The 16,784-nt window shown below is 62.9% G+C and carries 12 protein-coding genes and 1 pseudogene; 6 read left to right on the forward strand and 7 right to left on the reverse strand.

The window, feature by feature from the left end; translation table 11 throughout:
• A pseudogene (locus QZW03_RS05510) lies at window positions 1-1,909 on the forward strand (alpha-2-macroglobulin); the annotation flags it as partial.
• Window positions 1,910-2,213: 304 nt separating this feature from the next.
• The gene (locus QZW03_RS05515) at window positions 2,214-2,975 is read left to right on the forward strand and encodes a hypothetical protein (protein ID WP_296508980.1); all 762 of its coding nucleotides are present in this window, start codon (window positions 2,214-2,216) and stop codon (window positions 2,973-2,975) included.
• Window positions 2,976-3,161: 186 nt separating this feature from the next.
• Here QZW03_RS05515 and QZW03_RS05520 read toward each other — a convergent pair whose 3' ends face one another.
• Together QZW03_RS05520 and QZW03_RS05525 are read right to left on the reverse strand one after the other, a co-directional pair.
• On the reverse strand, window positions 3,162-3,629 hold the full coding sequence (locus tag QZW03_RS05520) for a hypothetical protein (protein ID WP_296508981.1): 468 nt from the start codon (window positions 3,627-3,629) through the stop codon (window positions 3,162-3,164).
• A complete protein-coding gene (locus tag QZW03_RS05525; RefSeq protein ID WP_296508982.1) occupies window positions 3,626-4,258 on the reverse strand; it encodes a TetR/AcrR family transcriptional regulator in 633 nt (210 codons plus the stop codon). Before QZW03_RS05525 ends, QZW03_RS05520 begins: the two co-directional genes overlap by 4 nt.
• An 85-nt stretch (window positions 4,259-4,343) precedes the next feature.
• Here QZW03_RS05525 and QZW03_RS05530 point away from each other — a divergent pair, with 85 nt between their 5' ends.
• Window positions 4,344-4,703 carry a DUF1304 domain-containing protein gene (locus tag QZW03_RS05530; protein ID WP_296508983.1) on the forward strand — a complete coding sequence of 120 codons (360 nt, stop codon included), beginning with the start codon at window positions 4,344-4,346 and terminating at the stop codon, window positions 4,701-4,703.
• A gap of 14 nt (window positions 4,704-4,717) precedes the next feature.
• Here QZW03_RS05530 and QZW03_RS05535 read toward each other — a convergent pair whose 3' ends face one another.
• Both QZW03_RS05535 and QZW03_RS05540 read right to left on the reverse strand, forming a co-directional pair.
• The gene (locus QZW03_RS05535) at window positions 4,718-5,230 is read right to left on the reverse strand and encodes a Rossmann fold nucleotide-binding protein (RefSeq protein ID WP_296508984.1); all 513 of its coding nucleotides are present in this window, start codon (window positions 5,228-5,230) and stop codon (window positions 4,718-4,720) included.
• Window positions 5,231-5,271: 41 nt separating this feature from the next.
• Entirely contained in the window at window positions 5,272-6,372 is a 1,101-nt protein-coding gene (locus QZW03_RS05540) for an NADH:flavin oxidoreductase (protein ID WP_296508985.1), read from the reverse strand.
• Window positions 6,373-6,480: 108 nt separating this feature from the next.
• Here QZW03_RS05540 and QZW03_RS05545 point away from each other — a divergent pair, with 108 nt between their 5' ends.
• Both QZW03_RS05545 and pbpC read left to right on the forward strand, forming a co-directional pair.
• On the forward strand, window positions 6,481-7,506 hold the full coding sequence (locus tag QZW03_RS05545; protein WP_296508986.1) for a virulence RhuM family protein: 1,026 nt from the start codon (window positions 6,481-6,483) through the stop codon (window positions 7,504-7,506).
• On the forward strand, window positions 7,503-9,740 hold the full coding sequence (gene pbpC, locus QZW03_RS05550) for a penicillin-binding protein 1C (protein WP_296508987.1): 2,238 nt from the start codon (window positions 7,503-7,505) through the stop codon (window positions 9,738-9,740). Before QZW03_RS05545 ends, pbpC begins: the two co-directional genes overlap by 4 nt.
• Here pbpC and QZW03_RS05555 read toward each other — a convergent pair.
• Window positions 9,706-11,151, reverse strand: a complete 1,446-nt coding sequence (locus tag QZW03_RS05555; protein ID WP_296508988.1) for a DUF3999 family protein — start codon at window positions 11,149-11,151, stop codon at window positions 9,706-9,708. The genes pbpC and QZW03_RS05555 overlap by 35 nt on opposite strands.
• Complete coding sequence (locus QZW03_RS05560; RefSeq protein ID WP_296508989.1) at window positions 11,148-13,970, reverse strand: DUF2339 domain-containing protein; 2,823 nt, start codon at window positions 13,968-13,970, stop codon at window positions 11,148-11,150. The genes QZW03_RS05555 and QZW03_RS05560 overlap by 4 nt, the downstream gene beginning before the upstream one ends.
• Before the next feature lie 136 nt (window positions 13,971-14,106).
• Between QZW03_RS05560 and QZW03_RS05565 the strand changes: the two genes are divergently transcribed.
• Window positions 14,107-15,252 carry an alpha-hydroxy acid oxidase gene (locus QZW03_RS05565; RefSeq protein ID WP_296508990.1) on the forward strand — a complete coding sequence of 382 codons (1,146 nt, stop codon included), beginning with the start codon at window positions 14,107-14,109 and terminating at the stop codon, window positions 15,250-15,252.
• 16 nt (window positions 15,253-15,268) lie between these two features.
• Here QZW03_RS05565 and QZW03_RS05570 read toward each other — a convergent pair whose 3' ends face one another.
• Window positions 15,269-16,612: an extracellular solute-binding protein gene (locus QZW03_RS05570; RefSeq protein WP_296508991.1), complete on the reverse strand. Its 1,344-nt coding sequence runs from the start codon at window positions 16,610-16,612 to the stop codon at window positions 15,269-15,271.
• Between the last annotated feature and the right edge of the window lie 172 nt (window positions 16,613-16,784).

Below are 16,784 nucleotides of genomic sequence, written 5' to 3' on the forward strand. Positions count from 1 at the left end.
GCGCAACACCACCAAGCAGGCCATGAAGGTGCTGGTGACTCCGCGGGCCACGCTATTAAATTTAGAGCAACAAACCATTGATATACCTGCGGGAGATGCCCGTGAGGTTGCATGGAATGTGACTGCCCCCGCACAGCTCGCCTTGAGCCGCAACGAGGCCATCCTGTGGGAGATTGAGGCCAAGGACACCATCAGCGGCGCCAAAGACGCGCTGAAGGCCCGCCAACGCATCATCCCCGCCGTGCCGCTCACGGTGCAGCAGGCCACGCTGGTACAGATTGACGGTCCGCTCACCATGGACGTGAATGCGCCTGCCGATGCCCTGCCCGGCCGTGGTGGCCTGAAGATGGCGCTGCAACCCAAGCTGGCCGAAGGACTGCCGGGCGTGAAGGACTGGTTTGCCCTCTACCCCTTTGCATGCCTGGAGCAAAAGACCAGCAAGAGCGTGGGCCTGCGCGATGGCAAGCTGTGGCAAAGCGTGGCCGCGCAAATACCGAGCTACCTGGACAGCGAAGGCTTGGCCAACTACTTCCCGCCGCGCGATGGGGAGGCCAATCGCGGCAGTGACACGCTGACCGCCTACCTGCTGGCCGCCACGCACGAGGCTTCCACCATCAACCCCGCGTTCGCACTGAGCGACGAGATTCGCGCGCCCATGGAGCGCGGACTGATCGCTTTCGTGGAGGGCCGCATCCAGCGCGAGTTCTGGAGCCCCCGAAAAGACCTGGACATGCGCAAGCTGGCCGCCATCGAAGCGCTGTCGCGCTACGGCAAGGCGCAGGGCCGCATGGTCAACAGCATCACTATCGCACCCAACCAGTGGCCTACGCATGCAGTGATTGACTGGCTCAACATCTTGAAGCGCGTGACCGATGTACCCGAGCGCGAAAAGCGCATGGCTGAGGCCAACCAGATCCTGCGCAGCCGCATCAGCTACCAAGGCACCAAGATGATCTTCAGCAGTGAAAAAGACGATTATTGGTGGTGGCTGATGCAAAACGGCGATGTAAACACCGCACGCCTGATCTTGAGTGTGCTGGACGACCCAGCTTGGAAAGACGACATGGGCCGTCTGGCCAACGGCTTCATCAGCCGCCAGCAAAACGGCGCCTGGCACACCACCACCGCCAACTTGTGGGGCGGCTTGGCCTTGGAGAAATTCAGCGCCAAGTTTGAAGCGGTACCGGTGGCAGGCACCACCAAGGCTTCGATGAGCACGGGCTCTGCGGCAGTGGACTGGAGCAAGGTGGAGCGCTTCAAGACCACCGATGCATCCGGCGCTGCGCACCAGACCACGTACTTCGGCGCACCTGCCGCACCGGGCAACCTGAAGAACAACACCATGTTCCTGCCCTGGAGCACAACAGCCGCCAAAGACACCCTGAACGTAACCCACCAGGGCGCAGGCAAACCCTGGCTCACGTTGCAGTCGGTGGCTGCCGTACAACTAAAGGCACCGTTCTTTGCGGGCTACCAAATCAAGAAAACCATCACCCCAGTGGAGCAGGCCAACAAGAGCCTGCCGGCCGGCAGCTACACACGGGGTGATGTGCTGCGCATCAGCATCGAGGTCAACGCCAGCGCCGACATGACCTGGGTCGCCATCACCGACCCCGTGCCCGGCGGTGCCACCATTCTTGGTAGTGGTTTAGGCCGTGATTCTGAGATCGCCACACAAGGGGAGAGGCGCGAGGGCGACGGTTGGCCGGCATTTGAGGAACGCAGTTTCGAATCCTTCCGCAGCTACTACGAGTACCTGCCCAAAGGCGTGGTGAAGATGGAATACACCATCCGCCTGAACAACGTGGGCGAGTTCTCGTTGCCACCCTCACGCGTGGAGGCGATGTATGCGCCGGAGATGTTTGGGGAGACGCCGAATGTGCTGGTGAAAGTGGTGGTGGCAAAGTGATGCGGCCGAACCTTGGCAAGGAACAAGCTACTTCAGCAATGCAGCGGAAGAAGACATTCAAAAAACACCCGATTGGGTGATGTTCAAGCTGGTTTTGATGCGTAAAAATCGTGAAATCAGTAGCGTGAAGTTGCAGTTAGGAACAGGGATTCAATCGCAGCTGAATCGCTCGGTAGGTTTGGTGGAAAGCGTCAGAATCTCCGCCATGAAGGTCTGTAGGCCTGCCGAATACAAGGCCTGTTAGTCGCTAAGCTAAGCGGCGTTTTAGGTTGTTCTACTTTTCGCAAACCCAAGGACAAAAAATATGATTTATGGTGTGTTCAGTCTCATTTTTCTTGTGTTGTTCCTTGCGGTCTCTGCAATTCCGTTTTATGCCGCAAGTCGCATTGGGAGAGTCTTTGATGAAAAGGTAAAGCCCATTGGTTTACGCTTCCTTTTTCCTGGGCTCATGCTGTGCGCTGTAGTAGCTTGGGCGATAGCGTCCAAAGTAGCATTTGAACGGGCTTGTCATGATCTGCCCTCACCAGCATTCTTCCAATCGCTAAACACTAAGCCCAGTGGCTTCACTTCATACGTGGATAAAACAGCCACATCGTATGGAGGAAAAAGTTGGGATCGCGCAATTGAAACTGGTGATTTTCAGTTTGTTAAATCCCAGTACGGGTCAATTTGCGCAGGAGTAACAAGGTCTGAAAGCCCGAAAATAATCGAGGTAAAACACTGTCAGAAAGTTCCTGAAACAAACTCCAGAGTAGAAGTTCACATGCTTCCATTGAAACCAGTGAGTTACTGGTGGTCCCCACCAATCTTTGAGGCAGAGATCCAAGTTCAGGAAGGTCCATCAGCGACAGTTATTGCTACTGCAAAAGATCTCATTATTGGTGGAGGGCTTGTTGGTCGATACCTCCGTTTTTTCGGGGGCGATCAAGATTACGAGTACCTTAGCTGTGGCTATGCATCTATGGATATTGGACCTTGGCGTCCGTCGCTAACAAGCAGGCCTCGATTCTCGGAGTATGAAGATGCCGATTTGGCCTTTGTCGTTCGCGCGCTGACACCAAAGTAGTCGGAGTTGCTCGAATGCCGAATACCTTGACGTTAGTACATAGGCAATGCAGCTAACAGTTTTGGAGCGCAATAGGCATTCGCAGCCAGTTCTAATCTCGCATCAGGCAGGATGGCTGTATCTGAGCGTATCCATTGACCGCTACCAGCCTGAAGCGGAAATCCTGCCACTCCTCGTTAACAGCTTCTAAGAGAGTGCGAACACCTCAGTAAACCTCAGGTGGTGCAAACACTCCCGCACGATCACCATCGCCGCATAAAACTCCGGCTCCGTAGGCAAAGCCTCCTGCCCGCTGGGCCGCCCTTGGCTCACCATGGCGATGCGGTTGAAGATGTCTTCCACCTCGTCCAGATTCCACCGCACCACTGCATCCGCTTCAGCGCCCACGGCTTGCAGAATCAACGCAGCGCCCGGCCCGCGCAACTGCAATTGATCTGCGCGCATCAGCTTGGCAGCGAGCGGCATCACCACGTCTTCGGTCTGCTCGATGGCATGTTCAATGTCCAGCGGGGTGGGCGGTGTGTGCCGCATCCATTGGCGGGCCAGAGATGCGGTGCCCAGTTGCAACTCTTGCTGCAAAACGATGTGGCCGTCTTCCACGCACAGCACCGTGCTGGTCTCCGCGCCGAGTTGAAGTGTGGTTTGAACTGTCATTGAACATCCTTGCTTCTCAGACCTTCCAGCATGGCTACCAGGCATTCCCGGGTGTCGGCCAGCGCGTCTTGCACACCCGCTTCATCGTCAGGCAATGAATCCATCCCGCCATAGAGCGCGCCCAACACAATGCGCGCCAAGCGCTCTGCATCGTGCCCCTGAAAAATGCCGTGTGCCTGAATGGCGGCAATGCTTCCGCGCATGGCGCCCAGGCCCTGCCGTTGGCGAATGTCGCCCCACACCTGCGCGCCCAGCACCGCAGGCGCGTCCACCAGCATCAGGCGGCGCATGGGTGCGTTGGTGCCCGCTTGCAGCACGGTGTCGATGGAGGCCAAGAAGGCTTCCCACGCATCGCCACCATTCGCGATCACGGATAGGCTTGCTGCTATGGCTGCTTGCACCAACTGCGCGTCCACCTGCTCCACCACAGCGGCAAACAGGCTTTTTTTGTCACCGTAGTGGTGGTACAGCGCGCCCACGGTCACGCCGGCGTCGGCGCAGATGCTGCCGACCGGTGCTTTCTCAAAGCCCTGTTCGCTGAACCAACGCAGCGCGGCCATTTGCAGCGCGGCCTGGGTGGCACTGGCGTTCTCTTTGCGGCCATCGCGTTTGGTGAAGGTTTCAGTCATAGGTAACGTGTGCGACAAGGACTCGCTTTACAAACATAACATGATTATGTATTCTCCGAACTACTTTATCAAACGGAAAGTTCCCATGCCTATCGTCGCCCAAATCCTCATCGCACTGGTCTGCCTGATCCACGTGTACATCTTTCTGCTGGAAACCGTGCTCTACAAGAGCCGGGGCGTGAAGGTGTTTGGCATTCCGCCTTCTGAGGTGGAGTCGCGCAAGGCGGCCATGTCCAACCAGGGTTGCTACAACGGGTTTTTGGCCGCAGCCCTGCTGCTGGGCTTGGTCTACCCCGACCTGGCCATTGCCAAGGCGTTTGCCACGTTTGGCCTTGCTTGTGTGGCCGTGGCGGGCGTGTGGGGTGCGGTCACGGTGATGAAACGCATTCTGTACATCCAGACCGTGCCCGCCGTTTTGGGCTTGGCAGCGCTGTACCTGCTCTGAAGAAGGCCTTAGCGTTAAGCCAGTCCCAAATCTTTCAAGCGCGCTTCCAGCTCGGCCACCGAGCTCCAAGGCAGGATAGGTGAGTTTTTACGCTCATCCGGCGGGTTCTGTTCCAGCTGATCGGACCAGCCGCCGCAACCTGTCAAAGGTAGCAAAGGCCGCTTGTGCAGCCAGGCCAGGCACACTTCAGAAATCGTACCGGCCCGCCCGCCAATAACCAGGCAGGCATCACCCGCCAAGGCCATCAACAAATTGCGCGCATCTCCTACCCCGGAGGGCACGACTACGGTGGCAGGCCAATCGGGAGGCGGCATTTCCCCCTCGGGAATGATGCTCAGCACCACACCACCAGCCGCCACGGCGCGCTCTGCCGCCACACGGGTAGCCGGGCTGCCGCAACCGCTCACGACGGTGACACCCAAGCGCGCCAGCAATTCACCGGCTTGCCCAGCCAAGTCATAGGCAGCCGAGCCGGGCTCTGCGCTTCCCAAAATACAGACTTGTTTGCGGCGGTGTGTGGTTTGCATAGGGTGTCTCCTGAACGCTGGCGTTGCTGTGGTGGAAGGGCTCAAACCAGCGTGCCGAGCGCTGCCGGCGAGAAGCTCGATAGCTCCGCCTCGCGGCCATCGCGCACTTTCAGGGCCCAATCCGGGTCGCTGATGAGTGCACGGCCCACGGCCACCAAGTCAAAGTCGCCCCGATCAAAGCGGCGCATCAACTCGTCCAGCGACGCGGGTTGAGAACTCTCCCCCCCGAACGAGGCGATGAACTCGCCACTCAGCCCCACCGAGCCGACGGTGATGGTGGGGCGACCGGTGAGCTTTTTGGCCCAACCGGCAAAGTTCAGATCAGTCCCTTCAAACTCCGGCTCCCAGAAACGGCGTTGCGAGCAGTGGAAGATGTCCGCGCCCGCGTCCGCCAATGGCTGCAGCCATGCGGCCATCTCGTCGGGCGTCTGGGCAATGCGGGCGGCGTAGTCCTGCTGTTTCCATTGCGAGAGGCGGATGATCACCGGGTAGTCCGGTCCCACCTCGGCGCGCACGGCTTTCAAAATCTCGGCGGCAAAGCGGCCACGGGCGACCAGGTCGCCGCCGTATTTGTCGGTGCGCGCGTTGGTGCCTTCCCAGAAAAACTGGTCGATCAAATAGCCGTGGGCACCGTGCAGCTCAATAGTGTCAAACCCCAGGCGCTTGGCCGCACCGGCGGCCTTGGCGAAGGCGGCAATGGTGTCGGCAATGGCCTCGTCCGTCATGGGTTCGCCAAAGGCTTTGCCGGGGCGGGACAGGCCAGAGGGCGAATCCACGGGTGGTGGGGCTGTCCAGGTGGTGCGCGGGTTGCGCGCGGCGCCCACGTGCCAGAGCTGCGGCGCCATCACGCCACCGGCCTGGTGCACGGAGTTGATGACATCTTGCCAAGCGCCCAAAGCGGCATCGCCCCAGAAGTGAGGCACATCGGGGTCATTGGACGCCGAGGGGCGCTGCACCACCGTGCCTTCAGAAACAATCAGCCCCACCGCAGCCGCCGCACGCTTGCGGTAATACTCGGTCACGGCCGGGGTGGGCACGCCACCGGGCGAAAACGAGCGCGTCATGGGTGCCATGACAATGCGGTTGGCGAGCTTCAAGCCTTTGAAGGTGAAGGGCTGGAACAAGGGTGCGGCGTTAGACATACGGGCAAAGGTGGGTGGGTTGCAGATCAACACAGTTTACGCAGACCAACCGTGGCACTCTGTGCCCAAGGTCACCAAGGCTACATAGGTGGTGAAAAGGAAATTCGCATGAGTGATGTGATCCTCTATCAAACGGAAGACGGGCTGACCCGCGTGCAACTGCGGGTGCTTGATGGCAGCGTGTGGCTGTCGCAGCTGGAGATTGCGGAGCTGTTTGCCACCAGCAAACAAAACGTCAGCCTGCACATTAAAAACATCTTGAACGAGCTGGAGCTGGAGCCTGAAGCAACTGTCAAGGAATCCTTGACAGTTCAAACCGAGGGCACGCGCCGGATTCAGCGCAAAACCCAGCTCTACAACTTACCGATGATTCTGTCCGTGGGCTACCGCGTGCGTGGCCACCGTGGCACCCAGTTCCGCCAGTGGGCCACCGCCCGCTTGAGCGACTACCTGGTTAAAGGCTTTGCCATGGACGACGAGCGGCTCAAAAACCCGCCCGGCCCCGGCCACATCGATTACTTTGACGAGCTGCTCGCCCGCATCCGCGACATCCGCAGCTCGGAGCGGCGCTTTTACCAAAAGGTGCTCGACATCTACGCCACCAGCGTGGACTACGCCCCCGATACCGCGCTGGCCCAGCAGTTCTTTGCCACAGTGCAAAACAAAATGCACTGGGCCACCCACGGCCACACCGCGGCCGAAATCATCCACCAGCGGGCCAACGCCGGCCAGCCACAAATGGGCCTGCAAACCACCCGTCCCGGCGGCATGGTGCGCAAAGAAGATGTCTCGGTCGCCAAAAACTACCTGTCTGCCGACGAGCTGCAGGTGCTTAACCGTATCGTCAACCTCTACATCGAATACGCCGAACTGCAAGCCCTGGACCGCAAACCCATGCGCATGCAAGACTGGATCACCAAGCTCGACGACTTTTTGAAAATCTCGGGCCGTGAGTTACTGGACCACGCAGGCCAAATCTCTGCCCCCAGCGCAAAAGCCAAAGCCGAGCTGGAATACGCCCGCTACCGGCAACAACAAGACGCACTGCCGCGCGCGGTCGATGCGGACTTTGAGCGGGTGGCGAAAGCGTTGAAGGCGTTGCCGCCGGTGAAGCGGAACAGGAAGCCGAGTTGAAGCGCCTGATTGCTACGCTTTTGATAGCTGCTTGCGCACACCCCACATGGGCTGCAAGCACTTTTAGCCAAGTAAAGGCTGATTTCCGCCCCTCCGATACCCTGCTGCTGGACCGCCAAGGCGAAGTGCTGCACCGCCTGCGTACCGATGCCACCGTGCGCCGCGGCCAGTGGGTGGCGCTGGCCGATGTATCGCCCGCCCTGCGCACGGCGCTGGTGCTGAGCGAGGACAAGCGCTTTTACGAGCACAGCGGGGTGGACTGGCGAGCCGTATCGGCCGCGGCCTGGGCCAACCTGTGGAACACAAAAACCCGGGGCGCCTCCACCCTGACCATGCAACTCGCCGGCTTGCTGGACGAGGACCTGAAGCGCAGCAACTCCGGCCGCAGCGTGGTGCAAAAGCTGGGCCAAACCGTGGCCGCCCAAAGCCTGGAACGCAGCTGGCGCAAAGACCAGATTCTGGAGGCCTACCTCAACCTGGTGCCCTTCCGGGGCGAGCTGGTGGGTATTGATGCACTCAGCCGCACCCTGTTTGGCAAGGCGGCGCATGGTCTGGATAACCGCGAGGCCGCGCTGGCTGCCGCCCTGATCCGCGCGCCCAACGCCAAAGAGGCGCAGGTAGCCCAGCGCGCTTGCAGTGTGTTCAACACCTTGGAGCCCACACGTGCCCAGGCAGCCCCGGGCGCCAGCACCGGTTGCGAAGCCATGGAGATGTTGGCTGCATCGGCGCTGAGGCGCCGCGACTTTGCCGCCAGCGAGGGCATGGCCCCGCATGTAGCCCGCCAGCTGGCCCGCACCCGCGAGGCCGAAAACACGGCCCCTCACTCCGCGCCCGCCACCATCCGCAGCTCCTTGAGTGCGCCCCTGCAACGCTTTGCGCAACAGGCCCTGCAAACCCAGCTGCGTGAGTTGAGCGGCCGGCATGTCGAAGACGCCGCCTTGCTGGTGCTGGACAACGCCAGTGGTGAGGTACTGGCCTGGGTCAACAGCAGCGGCCCCTTGAGCGCCGCGCCTGAGGTGGACTTTGTGACCTCGCTGCGCCAGCCCGGCTCCACGCTCAAGCCGTTTTTGTACGGGCAGGCGCTCTCCGAGCGGCGCATCACTGCCGCGTCTCTGCTCGAAGACTCTTCCACCCAGATCCAGACCACCGGCGGCCTCTACATCCCGCAGAACTACGACCGCCAGTTCAAGGGTTGGGTGTCGGCCCGCACCGCACTGGGCGCCTCGCTGAACGTGCCGGCAGTGCGCACGCTGGTCATGGTGTCGCCCGACGCTTTTCAGAAACAGCTGGCCCGCGTCGGCATGCCGCTCCCAGAGAGTGGCAACTTTTATGGCTACAGCCTGGCCCTGGGCAGTGCCGAGACCACGCTGCTCAACCTGACCAACAGCTTTCGCACCCTGGCCAACGGCGGCCGCGCCAGCCCCACCCGCCTCACCGTGGGCCGCACGCCTCCGCCCTTCAGCCCGGCGCTGGATGCACGGGCCGCCTTCATCGTGGGCGACATCCTCAGCGACCCCATGGCGCGTGCCCGCACCTTCGGCACCGACAGCGTGCTGGCCACCCGCTTCTGGGCGGCAGTCAAAACCGGCACCAGCAAAGACATGCGCGACAACTGGGCTGTGGGCTACAGCCGGCACTACACCGTGGGCGTGTGGGTGGGCAACGCCAGCGGCGCGCCTATGTGGGATGTGAGCGGCACCACCGGCGCTGCCCCGGTGTGGGCCGCGGTCATGAACCAGCTCCACCGCCAGCGAAGCAGCCGCGCGCCCCAGGCCCCGGCAGGTCTGCTGCAAAAAACGGTGACTGTAGAGGGCGAAGCGCCGCGCAGCGATTGGTTCATCAGCGGCACCGAGCAGGCCAACTTTGCTATGGAAAAAGGAGCTATCCGCGCAAAACCCACAAGGGCTAGAGGCCGATTTGATGCCAAAACCAGTGGCAGCAGCCCCTCCGGCACGGCCCGCATTACCGCGCCGACCAACGGCACCATTCTGGCGCTGGACCCCGACATTCCGCCCCAGGCCCAGCGCCTGAGCCTAGAGGCCGAGGGCAGCAACTTGCGCTGGTGGATCGACGGCAAACCCTTTGCACGGGGTAACACTGCGCTTTGGCTGCCCTGGCCCGGGCGGCACCGCATCCATATCACCGACGCACGGGGTCAGTTGCTTGACGAAGTGCGCCTGGAGGTGCGGGGCGCCGGGGTCAAGGCTTCTGCGAGTCCGGCGCCCCGGCGTTGAGTTGTCGCAACAGGGCATAGGCCACGCCCGCCAGAGCGCCAACCCCCAGCAGCAACACCGCCCACAGCATGGCGCTGCGCAAGGAAACACCAGCCGGCAACAAGGAGGCGGCCCAGAGCTGGGGAGCGCCGGGCAAATCGGCCCGCAATTGGCGCACTGCCGTCAGCGGCAAGGCTTGCAGCGGCGTGGCAGATGCGCTGGCCAGCGTGGCCGCGTCCACCGCCACCGGAGCGGTTCCCGACCGGCCGGCCGCCACCACAAACGGGCCGGAACCCGAGGCCACAAACGCCAGCTGCACCGGCGCCAGCTCCACACTCACCTGCAACTCGGCGGCCGGCAAAGGCAGGCCGCTCCCCGGCTCCAGGCGCAATTGCCCTAGGGACATGGACGCAATCTCCTGCGCAGGATTGCTGCGCCCGCCGGCTACCGAGTCCAAGCGGTAGACCACGCTGCTGGCCAGCAGGCGCCAGGGTTGCGCCGGGTCGGCACGGCCGGACATGCGCACCGGGAGCAAGGCATTGTCTTGCCGGGCCTGCACGTGCACGGCATGAACCGGGGTGGCAAAGGGCAGCGCCCAGACGTGGCCGACCGCGCCATCCGGCGTGCTGGTGCCCAGGTCCACCCGCACCCGGTCTGCGGCAGCCCGGGCCGGGGCCACCTGCCCCGTTACGCTGCGCAGGCGCACACCCGTTTGCGTGCCCCAACCCAGGCGCAGGTAGCGCCCCCGAAAGCTCTGGGGCTGCGCCAGCTCCAAAGCCGTCTGAATGGGCGCATCGGCCCCTTCAAACCGGAACACCGGGCCGCGCACCGGCACGGGCACCCAGTCCCGCAGGTTGTCGCTGCTGGCCAGCTCCAGGTGCACCAGGGTGTTGCGCGGCCACTCGCCTTGCAGCTGCAAGGCCGACAGGGTTTGGCTCTCGGTACGCAGGTCCAGCAGCACGGCGGGCCAGGCAGACGCTGCGGCGGTGGGGGTGCTGCCCTTGGGCTGGACCCAGACCACGGTGCTATCCGCGCCCTGCCCCACCTGCACTTCCACCCGGGCGGCCGCTGAAGCGGCTTGGGGGGGCGCAGTGCTGACCAGCCCCAGCGCGGGGTAGGCGCGGGTTTGCACCGGCGGTGCGGTCTGCACCAGGTCCGCTGCCGCCAACACCGCGAACGGCACCACGGTGCCGGCACTGTTGAACACGCGCACATCATCCGCCCGGGCAGACTGCAAGCGACTGAGGGCATCCGGGGGCAGCGCAACACGCACCAGGCTGGCCCCGTCTGCCGGGGTCACCGCACCCCGCCAGGCGAACTCCGAGGCCACCGGCTCGGCCGCCGCAGCCCACGAGGGCGCCAGCAGCACACCGGCCAGCGCCAGCAGGACGGGTGCCCGGAACCACGGTCGCGGCAGGCGTGGGGCGCTCATGCCGGGTCCTCCAGCGACACATCCAGAGGCGGCGGCGGTATGGGGGCAAAGTAGCCCACCACCAGCATCAACACCCCCACGGCAATAAACGCCACGATCCGCTCCGAGCCACCGCTGTTGCCCAAGTCCACCAAGAACAGCTTGGCAACCGTCAACGCCAGCAAACCTGCGCCCACCACCCAGACCTGCCGCTGGTAGCGCCGGTGGGCCCACAGCATGAGGCCCAGGGCCAACACGGTCCACAATATGGAGTAGCCCGCTTGCACCAGGAAAGAGTCCATCAGCACACCCGCATCCCAGGGCACACCGGCCCAGTGGTGTGCCACCCGCAGCCACACGGTGTTGAGTGCCACAAAGGCCAAAGCGGCCAAGGCCAAGGTCCAGCGGCGGCTGTGCACCCAGGCCGGCAACGCCAGCTCGCTGTCGCGCACCCGGCGCAGCCACAAGGTGCACGCCAGCAAAGCGAGGGCCACGGTCAGATCGGTCGGGTTGAGCAGCGGAACGTAAGGCAGGGGCCGGGCATTCCCGTCCGACGCCAGGGCCACCAGCAAGCCCCCGGCGGCCACACCCAGGGCCAGGGGCCAGGCAGCGCGCCACAAGTAGGCACCCGCAAAACGGTCCAGCGGCCAGCGTTGACGCGCTGCGCTCTCAGGGTCAAACCAGGCCGCGCGGCTGGCCAGCAGCAGCACCGCAATACCGGCGACCAAAAAGATCACTGCCGCCCACGCTGTGCCCTGCAGTTGGGCGCTGCGCACCGCCCACACCAGCAGGTTGCCGCCCAGCAGAACCAGCAGCCAGACACCCCCGCTGTGCACCTGGCTCCACCAGCGCTGAGGGGCTCCGGCATCGAGGCCCCGCAGAGTCACGAAGTGCAATAACAGGGCCAGCGGCCAGACCACCCAGCCGCCTTGCTGGAACACATGGTCCAGGGACACCAGGCCGTCAAAAGCGACCAGCAGCATCACCGGCAGAGACAACCAGGCCGGCGTTGCGGCAATGGCCCATGGCTGCGCGCGGGATGGCAACGCCAACCGGTGCGCCCACCAGGCGCTCAGCAGCCAGCCCAGCATTTCCAGCTGCGACTGCAGCATAGGCGGCAGCACGGGCGTCCAGAGTCCCTGCGCGTCGGGCACAGCGCGCTCAATCTCATGCAAGAGGGCAAACTGCCACCACAAAAAGCCCACCCAGAACAGCATCGGGGATAAGCGGCCCTCCAGCAAGGTCAGCATGTGGGACCACTTGGAGCTGCTCAGGTCGTGGCTGCTGCGGGTCCAATGCGCGATAGCAAGTGCCGAGACGGCCAGCCATGCAGCCCCCATAAACGCCGGGTTGGCCAACGGCCAGGCCGCACCCGCTGCTCCGGGCAGGCTGGCAAGGTAGCTCAGGGCCGCCAGCCCCTGCAACACCAGCCCCGCCAAACGGGGCAACCAGCGCTGCTGCCGGCGACCCAACCAGAAGACGGCAGCCCCCTCGACCGCCCAAACGGCGCTCGTCCAGCGGCCATCCAGCGCAAGAGGCACCGCCAGCGTGGCAAACCCGAGGCCCAGTGCCAGAAAACACTCTGCCAGCCAGCGGCCAACGCCGGGCGCAGCGTCCGCAGCAGAGCTCTCATTACTCGCATCCCGGCGCAGCGCCCACCAGCCCAAGCCCAGGTACAGCGCGCCCAGTGCCAGCGCCGAAAAGGCCGCCGCGTATTCCACCTCGCGCACCAGCGCCGCTTGCAAACCGAAGGCCACCAGGGGCAGGCCGAATATCAAGGTGCCGTCTACCGCCTGCTGCGGCTTCAGCCCGTGGCGGGTGGCGTAAAACAAGCTGGCCAGCAAGTACAGGGCAAAAAACGCCACCAGAAACGGCTCGGTGCTGGCCAGCCACGCAGGCTCATACTTGAGCGCCCCCCACAGCGTGGCGATGCCGAAGGTGGCAAAAAAACCCAAGAGGTTCAGCGCACGCCAGGCCCGCAGCCACGCCACTACGGCAATGCCGGTGCCCAGCAACAGGTAATAAGCAAACAAGCCCACATGACTACCTTGCCCGGTAGACACCAACAAGGGCGCTGCAAACGCGCCGGCAAAACCTATCCAGGCCATGGGCAGTGCGTTTTGCATCAGCGCAATGGCAGTCGACAAGGCACACACCAGCGCCAGCACGCCGAACGCAGCACCCGCGGGCAGCAACTGGTAGAGGCGGAATGCGGCAAACACCGTCAAATACAAAACCGCCACCCCGGCGCCCTGAAGGGTCAGTGCATAGGCTTGCTGCCCGGCCTGCCGGTCTTTGAGTCGCCAGCCGAACACCAGCATGGCAATACCGGCTGCCGCAACGGCGGCAAGCCGGAGCTCGGGCGGCAACAAAGCGTTGTCGGCCGCAAACTTGGCCAGAAATGCCAAGCCCACAAACAGCACCAACACACCGGCCCGCACGATGGTGTTGCCCCCCAGCAGCCAGGCTTTGACCGCTGCCACGCCGTCGCGGGCCCAGCCGGGCAGCACCCAGGCAGCGGGGGCTTGTATCTCCACAGTCTCCAGGGTCGCTGGCACAGGCTGCTCCGCATGAACGGGCGTCGCTTCGGCGGTTTGCACGGGCGCATCCACCGGCATGATCTGGGTGGGCAGCTCAGGCGGATGGGTGTGCTGTGCCTCGCCCGCCGAGGGAGTGACCGCCAAGCCGGCAGATTTTTGGATTTCCGTTCGGATGCTGCGGCGCAGGGTGTAGCCTGCGAGTGCCCCCAACACAGCGCCTATCCACAAGGCCTCGCCCTCGTCGTAACGCGACGTGGCAAACCCGATGATGGCTCCCCAGATTGCACCCCATAACACCATGCTGCATCTCCCTCGTTGATTTTCTCGGGGCAGTCTAGCCGACCGCAACGCAATAATTTCACACCGCCCGAGCTTGATTTCACAACCATTCAGCGGATGCCGCACTACCATGCCGCAACGATGAAGGAGACTTTGCATGCCCGTGATCACCAATATTGAAGACCTGCGCGTCCTGGCCGAAAAGCGGGTTCCCCGCATGTTTTACGACTACGCCGACTCCGGCTCCTGGACCGAAGGCACGTACCGTGCCAATGAACAAGACTTTCACAAAATCAAGCTGCGCCAGCGGGTTGCGGTGAACATGGAGAACCGCAGCACCGCCACCACCATGGTGGGCACCGCCGCCAAAATGCCGGTGGCCATTGCCCCCGTGGGCTTGACCGGCATGCAGCATGCCGATGGCGAGATCCACGCGGCGCGGGCGGCCGAAAAGTTCGGCATTCCGTTCACGCTGTCGACCATGAGCATTTGCTCGATTGAAGACATTGCCGAGAACACCAGCGCCCCCTTCTGGTTTCAGCTCTACATGATGCGGGACCGCAGAGCCATGTCCAAAATGATTGAGCGCGCGCGGGCCGCCCGTTGCAGCGCGCTGGTGCTGACGCTCGATTTGCAAGTCATCGGCCAGCGCCATAAAGACCTGAAAAACGGCCTGAGCGCCCCACCCCGCCCCACCATCGGCAACATCATCAACCTGGCCACCAAGCCGCGCTGGTGCTTAGGCATGCTGGGAACCAGGCGCCACACCTTCCGCAATCTGGTGGGGCATGTGGAGTCGGTGAGCGACATGAAGTCGCTGGCCGCTTGGACCAATGAGCAATTCGACCCCCGCCTGTCGTGGGACGACGTGAAATGGGTCAAAGACCAGTGGGGCGGCAAGCTCATCCTCAAGGGTATTCAAGATGTAGAAGACGCGGTGTTGGCCGCCCAGAGCGGTGCGGATGCCATTGTGGTCAGCAACCACGGCGGCCGCCAGCTCGACGGCGCACCCAGCAGCATCAGCGCGCTGCCCCCCATCGTGGCAGCGGTGGGCGACAAGCTCGAAGTCTGGATGGATGGCGGCATCCGCAGCGGCCAGGACGTGCTCAAGGCCTGGGCCCTGGGTGCCAAGGGCACCATGATCGGCCGGGCCATGGTCTATGGCCTGGGCGCCATGGGCGAGGCAGGGGTGACCAAGGCCCTGCAAATCATCCACAAAGAGCTGGACGTGACCATGGCTTTTTGCGGCCACACCAACATTCAGAACGTGGACCGCGGCATTCTCGTGCCCAGCACCTACTAAACCGGAGCCGATTGCCTTAAAGGTAGCCGGCGGTGGTCATGATCTCATTGACCCGCCGCACGATGTCGCCCAAGGCCACATCGGCCGGTTTCGCACCGGTCATGCCCTGGTGCACCGCCGCACCGAGCGGCCCGGTGTTGATCTCATCCCAAGGGGGGATGATGGGGCGCCAATCCGGAGCCGCGTAGCGCAGCTGTTCTTTCAGCGTAATGAACTCGGGGAAGCTGCGCACCAGCGACTTGTCTTCCAGGGTCGACACCCGCCCCGGCCCGCCGCCCAATCGGGCCAGCGCCTTGTCCTGCTCCTTGGCGGTCAGCCACTGCATGAGCAAAAACGCAGCCTCCGCTTGGGCTGAAGTGCGCGGAATCGCGAGGCCCAGACCGCCGGATTGTGAGGCGTAGTGAGCGCCCTTGGGGTGCAGCACGTAGCTGACCTTGCCATCAATTTTGGACAAGGGCGAGTTGCGCACCGCGCCGAATACTGCCGTCGAGTCAAGGTACATGGCGCTTTCGCCTTGCAGAAAACTCGCCAGCATGTCGTTGTAGGTGAAGTTGGTTACGCCCTGGGGGCCGGTGTCCGCAATGTGCTTGAGTAGCTCCAGTGCTCGCACACCCGGCGCTTTGTGAAAAAGCGGCACCCACCAGTCGTCAAACACCCGACCGCCCAAGGCGTTGAGGTGCAGCAACCAAGCGTGCACACAGTTGTGACCGGCTTGCCCGCGCGAGGTGAGTGCCGCCATGCCAGTCTTCTTGCGCAAAGGGTCCAGCAACGCCTCCAGCTCGTGGTAGGTGCGCGGAGGCGTCAGTCCCTGTTTTTCAAACACATCGCGGCGGTAAGCTAAAACGGAAGTTTCTGCGCCGTAGGGCAAGCCCACCAAACGGGCACCCGGGCCCGGCAGGTAGCCCTTGGGCCCACCGACCAAGCCAATGTTTTGCACATAGCGCGGCACCAGGTCACCAAAGTCGTAGTCCGGGTCGGCCAGGCGCGCATCGTTGAAAAAGGGTGCCAGGGGCGCGATCAGGTCTTTTTTTACGAACTCGCCCTTCCAGGTCACGATATAGGTGACGAGATCAAAACCGCTCTGGGGTTTGGCCATTTCGGCCATTTGCACATTTTTCATGCGCAAAATGTTTTCGCGGGCCACCTCGACCTTGATGCCGGTCGCCGCTGTGAATTGGGGCAACAAACGCAACATGGCGTCGTAGTGCGGGTGGTCGGGAATGCAAAAGGCAATCGTTTGTCCGCGGAACCGGGCAAACCGGTCCACGGCGGAATTCGCCGCAAGCGGGAACGCGCTACCGTAAACGGCCAGCGCACTGCCCGCCAACACCCGGCGGCGGCTCACAGCTCTGAAATTCACCAATGGACCTTTTACCGACGTCTGCTGCGCTGTTATTTATAGTTGTAGCGCATTGCATGCTCCCTGTGCGCGAATCATAGTTCAGCAACAGCGCTTGAACCATACCGTGTGGCCCTATTCGCCCTGACACTCTGAATAGATGTCATCACACGCGGACAAATTTCACCCTCTT

Origin of the sequence: Rhodoferax sp., assembly GCF_013297935.1 — a bacterium.
Taxonomy (GTDB): domain Bacteria; phylum Pseudomonadota; class Gammaproteobacteria; order Burkholderiales; family Burkholderiaceae_C; genus Allorhodoferax.